Below are 6,319 nucleotides of genomic sequence, written 5' to 3'. Positions count from 1 at the left end.
TGAGATAAGGTAATATTAGCCATAATTTCGCATAACAACAGGTTATGTGTAAATTCTCGTGCAGTGGGACAAGCCCTATTGTACTGCACTCGAATTGTAACATAACCTGTAAAGCATTATGCGAAATTAGTTGCTAGTTTTTAATTGAGTGTTTTCTAAACAATTCTGTAATGTTCATTATGAACATAGAAAAATCTAAATTTTGACAGAAATTTAAATTCATCTTTTGTTATATACTGTTTTGACAAACAGTACTGCAGAAATTCATACAAATAATCAAAAAAAACGAACTCTTCTTTACCATTACCCATATCTTCAACTGTAACAATCAGTTTATCTCTAAGATCTCGGTTATTATCGTCTGTTAAGATACCTGCTAAAGCGTAGCATAGTATAAAATAGATATTCCCTAAATGAGTTCCTAGATCAGATATACTTTTGATATTCATAATTAGGAATGTATCTATAACACTGTCAATTTCTGGTTGAAATTGTTCATCTGTTAATAAATATGTAAATTCATTCATATAGCATTTAAAATTTCTTATATTAAAGGCAGCTAAACAAGGCCACGTCCTCGCACAGCTGTGGGCGTAGCCTTGTTTAACTGCCTATTTTATATCGTTTTTGAACCTATTATCTAGCTAACGCCCTCCGCTTCGCTACGGTTGTTCAAGTCAAAAAATAATCGGAAACAAGTTCCGATTACTTTTTAACTTTCTATTAAAGTTCAAATGAGAGTATCACCCACAACAACAATATCACACTTTATTTTTGAATCCATTGAATCTACAGCATTTTGTAGTTGATGAATTGTACCTGTCGCTGTATAGGTTTTGCCTTTTACCACTTTTGATATTTTATCAACATCTCTTATTACAAATGTAATCTGAGTATCTTTTATTTTGAATGTTACAGCTCCACCATAAAATTCATCACCACTAATACTTAATGCTTTTGCTTTAAACGAAATTCTTTTATCTTTATATAACCTAGAAGCATTTACGCTATTATCTCTGTATGCTTGACAAATTTGAGATGGGGTCTCAGAAATTACAGTAGAAGAACTTGAAGAACCGATAGTTTTATTCAAACTTTCCCTTAAATTTTGACTAGCTTCAAGCATATCTGCACAACCAACTATAGAAAATGGTGTTACAACTAATAGCAGTTTTAAGATCTTGTTCATAGATATTCTCCATAATATAAAGTATGTGTGCTGAGTATACAAAACTAGAACAAAAAAGTATGTGATGAAGATCAAATTTCTTTGACTTGCAACTAATAATGTTGGTGATTGATTTACCCCTGTTTCAGTTTTCACAAAATTAGAAAGCTGTTGCTGAATTTTCAAGTCAATAGCATTTGCTTTAATAATCGGAGTTATCTCAAAAATAACACCAGACGAACGATATTCAATAGCTTGGACTGCTCTAACATCTTGATAAGTGATATTTGCTAATACAGGCACATCAGAACCTACAGAAAAATTACCCGTTGAACCCGACTTAACTCGTAATGTTGGGGAACTAATTACCCTGAAATGGCTATCTGTTCTAAATAACTCAATCATTGCATCTAAATTGCCTGCATTAACTGTTATAAAATTTTCATAATTCTGTTTAACTCCAATAGAGATCCCTAATTTCCCCGATAATAACTTAGCAAGGAAGTTAATACCACTTCCCTGCTTTTCTTCTGTTTGAACTTCAAATAGATAACCAGTTACCACAACTTCACGGGTTTTGGTATCAACTGCTTTTAAAATACTTTTTACTCGGTTAATGTCGTCTTGTGTACCATAATAAACTAGTTTATCACCACTTGCGGAAACTTGACCTTCCCCACCTTGTAAAAAACTCGCAAGATACTCTACATCTCTATAAACAGGATTATATACAAAACTACGTTTTACAATCTTTATTGGTTTTGGCTCAATATGAGCAACATAAACAACACCTTTTTTCTCATAAATTTTAATGTTCATATTGTCAAAATAGCGTTGAATAAAGTCATTAAAATTTTGTTTTTCTGTGGTGTGAAAGCTAATAAGTCTTGTATCTCCTGCAAGCTTAGGATCTAACATATAAGGCTTTTCAAGAACTTCATCATAAATTATTGAAATTGCTTTCGGTAAAGGAACTGCTTCAAGTTTAAAATCAACATTCTTAGCCGTTGCAGAAATTGTAATTAATGTAATAAGTGCAGTTAAATAAAATTTCATTTTATTCCCCCTGAATAATAATTAACTAATTCACCGTCAATTTTTCCTTCAAGCATACGACCACTATAATTAAAGGCACTTCTTGGCTCAAAACGTAACCGTCCTTGAGTATCTGCTAAAATTACAAACTCTTTCCCATTTTTCTTTAATTCCCCTGTTATTCTCCATTTTTCAGATAATTTAGGTGCCACATAAACAGGAACTTTCTCGATTTTCGAAACATTACTGTTCTCTATTTCTCTAGCTTCTTCTTTTGAATTAGGCTCATTACCTAAAAAGAAAGAGGTAAAGCCGTAATATCCAAAGATAGCTAATAGCAAAACTAAAACAATCATCAACTTAAACTGAAAGGATTTAAAAATATTCCCCCTATCATCAACAACATTCTCTTTCCCATTAACGCCATCATAGCTTTTATACAAATTAAAAATTGCCTTATCATATTTACGCTGAAGTTGTAACGTTCTATTTGTTTTTGTCGTCTTAGCACCTGTAAAAACATCAACTCGATAACGATTTCGCATACCTAAAGCTGTAAGTTTTGACATTTGATAAGTCATTTCTATACGATCTTTGATAAATCTAGGTAATTGAGCAACCGACTGATTGATAACAACCAAATCACAACAAACCCCAGTAACAGGATCTGTAAAATGTCTATGCTCAGCTAAAAAAGAACGGTGATTTTCGTGTATTTTGTCACTTGGAAAAATTCTCCAAACTTCATCAATACAAATTAAATCACCTGCATTGCAAATAGTAGTATCAGCCCCTTTATATGGAAAAAAATCAGCTCTTTGGCAAGTTTCATCATCAACACTAATAAACTCACCTAAATCTTTTGGCTCCGTTCCATTTGCCACACAAAAATCGAATAATTTTTGATGAGTAACGCCTTCAATATTACTTACAATACGACGACCCTTTTTAAAGTGTTCTAAAATTACTGAACTGACAACTTCGTAAGATTTACCACTTCCAGGAATACCTACATACGCTAATATTGCCATAATACTACCCTATTAATGGTATTCTTCTAATAATAAATCTTGCAAGCATTGCAGAAATATAAAGTGATATTCCAAAAGGAATTTCTAATAACTCCAAAAAATACCACATATCATTCGGCAAACCATTAAATAATTGTTGAAAATTAACCTTTAAATTTTGTGGAATGAATAAATCTATAACAACAGGTATAAATTCAGTAGTTATATAAAACAATGCAAAGAATACAAAAAATTTAGCAACAACACCTTTAAAAACAAACTCAAGCAAACCACTAAATAATCTAATAATCAAACTGCCCATAAAATTACCCTTATGCACCTAATAATTTTCTTACTGCAATAATTGACCAAATTAAGATAAATAAAACAGAAAGAACATTTCTATTTTTTTCAAGAATTGGACAATGCCCATCTATAGTATATGTTTGTTTTAACGCTTCAAAAGACCAAGTTGGGCAAACAGCTCCACGTCCTTGAATATTTATATTTTGAAATTCAGGGAAAAATTCTTTGAAAGGCTCTAAAATTTCGTAAGCCGTAGGCGGTTCTAAATTAGGGTAATTTGGAGAACCATTATAATCATCATTGTTTGATGATGTGTTGCCTGATGATGTATTTGCTCCCCCATTTGTTGAAATTATTTTTTGGGGTTTATCAAACATATCTTCACTATATTTAAAATCTAAAATATCATCTTTAGTCAGAGTTGTGGTAGGAATTACTTGAGAAACAACAAATGGAGAAAATGCATAATCCATTACTTTTCTTTCTTCTTCTGTAAAATCTTGACTATCTAATTTGATTAATTTATTAAGAAAAATACTTATATCATCAGCAGATTGGATAAATGGTTTTTCACTAGATAAACTTTTAACTAATACACCACGATCACCACCTGGAATAGCTTTATATTTTTTATTAACAGTAACTTCTGTCTTTTCTCTATTAAACTTCAATTCAGAACTTTCACTAAAACTACAATTATCCAATAGACAGTAAGAGATCGTTAATTCATATTTTTTAAAATTATCATTTTCTTCTATTATTGATGAAGCAGAAGCTTGAACATTACTAATATTAAAATAACTTTCATTTCTGAAATCTTCTTCTGCTTTATCTAACGCACAATCAAAAACCACATCAAAATCTTGATCTCTACATTCTTTATATCTGCTACTTTCCCAAAAGAAAACCACCTCATTTTCTTGTCTATAAACAAACAATGGCTGTTTTTCTGTAGGTTGTTCATCTAGGTAAAACTTTTCTCTCAATCCTGTATCAGAATTATTCACCCATACATAAAAACCTTTGTCATCTTTTTCTGCAGAAGTGAATTTCTGAAAGGCTTCATCAATTAAACCATCTACTAAAACATCAGCACCTAAAGCTACGCCAAGTGCCGTTACAGGGTGCCTTTTACCTAATGCTAATGCCGTACGAGCAGATTTTTGAGCAATAGAACGCAACAAATTAGCTTTTTTTAAAGCATTTGCGTCATCTAAAGTCATCGGTAGATTTTTTGTTGCACTATATGAAATATCAAACATTTTCTGCAACTTATCTTTTAATAGAATTTTATTGATGTTATCTGTTGTATAAGTATTTGCATTTGCTACAGATACAAATAAAGCCATTAAAAGAAAAACTAACCATCTATTCCACGAATAACAGCGTAAGCACATAATAAACCCCAAAGAAAAAATATCATTTGCCAAGTCATACTATTTCCCTATGAAAAAGGGAGCTAAGCTCCCTTTCCCATTTATGCACCACGAACAGCTTTAATAATCCATTGACCGCCTTTCCAAGCAACCAAAGCACCAATTACTAAAGCAATAACACTAAGGACAGCAGTAATCGCTGAACTAAAGTCAATTGATGATGTTAATGCAGTATAATCAACGGCTTTTGTTTCAGCTAACGCCATTGTAGAAGCAAATAAACCTGCTGTTACAACTGCAAGTTTTACACTTGTTTTTCTTAAAAATTTAAACATAATGTTTACCCTTCTAAATTACGCTATTTTTATGGTATCTAAAATCAATGATCCGAATTTAGAAATTAACCAAAAGAGCAACGTTATAGAAAATGAAGCAGAAAAAATTTCAGGATAATATTCAATTTTTACTGCTTCGCCATTTGAAACTTCCACTGTTTGCAGTTTTGCGACCTCAAGCTGTGGAATTTTCAAAACTATATCATCACAACCATTTTCACCACCGTAATTCATATAAGGATGGCAAAATTTAGTTGTAATTTCGATTTCACTCCCCATATTTTCTAGCCCATTCTCTAGCCCAAGAAATAAGTGTATCAAATATTTTATTAAACAAAAAAACAAACAAAAGTAAAGAAATTAAGACAGGAATAAATAAAATAGGATATATCAAAATAAAATAAACCCTATCTAATTCAAATGAATAAACAATAGCAAATGAAACAAACGAAGCCAGAAAAAAAATAACAAAGAAATAAAAATGGAAAGATATCACTCGAAATAAAACTAGCCATTTCCCTTTTTAAGTAATTAAATATCATCTTCATTTTTTACTCATTGAAATAAAAATACATAGAAAACTAACAAAGCCAAACTACAACCAATAAAATTAGCAAAAGTCATTTCAATAAAATTAATCATTTTCTTGCCCCTTTTTATTTGAGTTATATTCAATATTTAACAACCCTAAGAAACCTGAAAAACCTATACCAAAACCCAAATCATCATATAAATTAACATCTGATTTTATTGCATAAAGAATTCTTAAAATCTTTTCACTTTCTCTAGCTAATAATAAATTTAATTCAGTTGAGTTATCATAGTAATTATTCCAACGTTCTACATAAGTTTTATATTCAATCTTAATGAATTCATCTATATTACTCATAACATTTCCTTTTTAAATTTGAATAAAAAACAATCTATTTTTATTTAACGTAACTTAACATTATGCGAATAAAACAGAGTGTAACTAATTGATTTATAAGGATATTTTCATTTTAATGTTTGTAACCATTTGATTTTAAAGGAAAATATCCTTATCTAAATTACTTGTCTTCAGCAGGAACCAAAATTACATCGCCAACT

Annotated in this window: 6 protein-coding genes and 1 pseudogene; all 7 read right to left on the bottom strand. The window is 30.6% G+C overall.

Annotation, left to right across the window (positions count from 1 at the left end):
• Positions 1–1,282: 1,282 nt before the first annotated feature.
• Positions 1,283–2,224: pseudogene (locus ACERCF_RS12265) on the bottom strand (type II secretion system protein GspD); the annotation flags it as partial.
• Complete coding sequence (locus ACERCF_RS12260; RefSeq protein WP_373625754.1) at positions 2,221–3,234, bottom strand: zonular occludens toxin family protein; 1,014 nt, start codon at positions 3,232–3,234, stop codon at positions 2,221–2,223. The pseudogene ACERCF_RS12265 and the gene ACERCF_RS12260, both read right to left, overlap by 4 nt.
• 4 nt (positions 3,235–3,238) lie before the next feature.
• Positions 3,239–3,535 (bottom strand): DUF2523 family protein, encoded by a 297-nt coding sequence (locus ACERCF_RS12255; protein ID WP_373625753.1) that lies wholly within the window; start codon positions 3,533–3,535, stop codon positions 3,239–3,241.
• A 10-nt stretch (positions 3,536–3,545) separates the two neighbouring features.
• Positions 3,546–4,949, bottom strand: coding sequence for a hypothetical protein (locus tag ACERCF_RS12250; RefSeq protein WP_373625752.1), 1,404 nt, complete (start codon positions 4,947–4,949; stop codon positions 3,546–3,548).
• A gap of 47 nt (positions 4,950–4,996) precedes the next feature.
• Positions 4,997–5,230, bottom strand: coding sequence for a major capsid protein (locus tag ACERCF_RS12245; RefSeq protein WP_373625750.1), 234 nt, complete (start codon positions 5,228–5,230; stop codon positions 4,997–4,999).
• Positions 5,231–5,248: 18 nt separating this feature from the next.
• The gene (locus tag ACERCF_RS12240) at positions 5,249–5,509 is read right to left on the bottom strand and encodes a hypothetical protein (protein ID WP_373625748.1); all 261 of its coding nucleotides are present in this window, start codon (positions 5,507–5,509) and stop codon (positions 5,249–5,251) included.
• 355 nt (positions 5,510–5,864) lie between these two features.
• A complete protein-coding gene (locus ACERCF_RS12235) occupies positions 5,865–6,119 on the bottom strand; it encodes a hypothetical protein (RefSeq protein ID WP_373625747.1) in 255 nt (84 codons plus the stop codon).
• Between the last annotated feature and the right edge of the window lie 200 nt (positions 6,120–6,319).

Origin of the sequence: Mannheimia kashgarensis (assembly GCF_041807705.1) — a bacterium.
Lineage (GTDB): Bacteria > Pseudomonadota > Gammaproteobacteria > Enterobacterales > Pasteurellaceae > Mannheimia.
The sequence above is the reverse complement of the archived record's forward strand: the minus strand, read 5'-3'. Positions and strand labels throughout refer to the sequence as shown.